General features: G+C 72.1%; 2 protein-coding genes. One reads left to right on the top strand and one right to left on the bottom strand.

What is annotated here, in order from left to right:
• A partial coding sequence (locus tag AB0J68_RS31980) for an ATP-dependent helicase (RefSeq protein WP_363942591.1) occupies positions 1-1,319 on the bottom strand: 1,319 nt, incomplete at its 3' end.
• 93 nt (positions 1,320-1,412) lie between these two features.
• On the opposite strand from AB0J68_RS31980, the gene AB0J68_RS31975 reads away from it, so the two are divergent.
• Positions 1,413-1,655, top strand: a complete 243-nt coding sequence (locus tag AB0J68_RS31975) for a mycoredoxin (RefSeq protein WP_355063701.1) — start codon at positions 1,413-1,415, stop codon at positions 1,653-1,655.
• The last annotated feature ends 25 nt before the right edge of the window (positions 1,656-1,680 follow it).

The raw sequence follows: 1,680 nt of genomic DNA, 5'->3' as shown, positions 1-1,680 counted from the left end.
CCCCGGACGCGCCCCCGGCCGGTGGCCCAGCCGACCGCGGTGAGCGCCTCGACCACGGCGGTCGGCAACGGGGTCTCCCCGGGGATCGAGCGGGTGGCCGACCGCAGGGCGACCATCGCCTGGCGCACCTCGGTCCGCTCGAAGAACCGCTCCGCGCCCTGCACCACGTACGGCACGGCGGCCTCGGTGAGCGCCTTCTCGTACGCCTCGGACTGCGCGTTGACGCGGAACAGCACGGCGATCTCCTTCGCCGGGGTGCCCGCGTCGATCAGCGACCGGCAGCGCGCGGCCACCGCGTTCGCCTCGGCCGGCTCGTCGGTGAAGATCCGCAGGTCGGGTTCCGGTCCCGGGGGGCGCTGCCCGCTCAACTCCAACCGCAGCCGCGCCTCGGCGCCGCGGGCCTGGGAGATCACCGCGTTGGCCAGCCCGACGACCTGCGGGGTGGAGCGGTAGTCGCGGACCAGCCGGACCACTGTGGCGTTCCGGTGCCGGCGCGGAAAGTCGACCAGGTACGACGAGGTCGCCCCGGTGAACGAGTAGATCGTCTGGCTGGCGTCGCCGACCACGGTCAGGTCGTCCCGGCCGCCCAGCCAGGCGTCCAGCAACCGCTGCTGGAGCGGGTTGACGTCCTGGTACTCGTCGACCACGAAGTGCCGGTACTGGCTGCGGACCTGCTCGGCGACGTCCCGGTGCTCCTCGATGCCCCACACCGCGGCGCGCAGCATGTCCTCGAAGTCGATCACCCCGTTGGAGCGCTTGAGCTGCTCGTACGCGGTGAACACCTCGGCGACCTTCGCCGGCTCGTGCGGCGTGTCCCGCAGTGCCCGGGCCGCCGACACGACGTAGTCCCCCGGCTCGACCAGCGACGACTTGGCCCACTCGATCTCGCCGGCCAGGTCCCGCGCGGCGGCCCGGTCGGTACGCAGGCCGACCCGGGCGGCGGCGAGGGTGACCAGCCGCACCTTGCTGTCCAGCAGCTCGGGCATGGCCCGGCCGGCCAGCAGGCGGGGAGCGAAGTAGCGCACCTGCCGCAGCGCGGCGGAGTGGAATGTCCGCGCCTGGACACCGTGCGCCCCGAGCAGAGTGAGACGGTGTCGCATCTCGGCGGCGGCCCGGGCGGTGAAGGTGACGGCGAGCACGTGCCGGGGGGAGATCTCCCCGGAGAGCGCCCGGTGGGCGATCCGGGAGGTGATCGCGCGGGTCTTGCCGGTGCCGGCGCCGGCGAGGATGCAGACCGGGCCGGCGGGTGCGGTCACCGCGGAGCGCTGCTCCGGGTCCAGCCCGGCAAGTACGCCTTCCGACGCTGAGTGAACCACCACAACCAGGAATCATCTCAGCTCCTCCGGACGTTGTAGCGGACAGCCTCGGCTTGATCCGCAAGCCGGCGGTCAGAGGAGTTGGAGGATCCGACCATGCTGACGATGTATTCCACCCCCTGGTGCGGCTACTGCCACCGGCTGAAGTCGCAGCTCGACCGGGAGGGCATCGGGTACGAGGTGGTCGACATCGAGCGGGATCCGGAGGCCGCGGAGTTCGTGATGAGCGTCAACGGCGGCAACCAGACGGTGCCGACGCTGCGCTTCGCCGACGGCAGCGCCCTGACCAACCCCTCGATCACTCAGGTCAAGCAGCACCTGGCGACCCTCAGCGCCTGACCGGCCGGGTCACCTCTCGACGAAC

The organism is Micromonospora sp. NPDC049580 (assembly GCF_040675595.1).
Taxonomy (GTDB): Bacteria; Actinomycetota; Actinomycetes; order Mycobacteriales; family Micromonosporaceae; genus Micromonospora.
The sequence above is the reverse complement of the archived record's forward strand: the minus strand, read 5'-3'. Positions and strand labels throughout refer to the sequence as shown.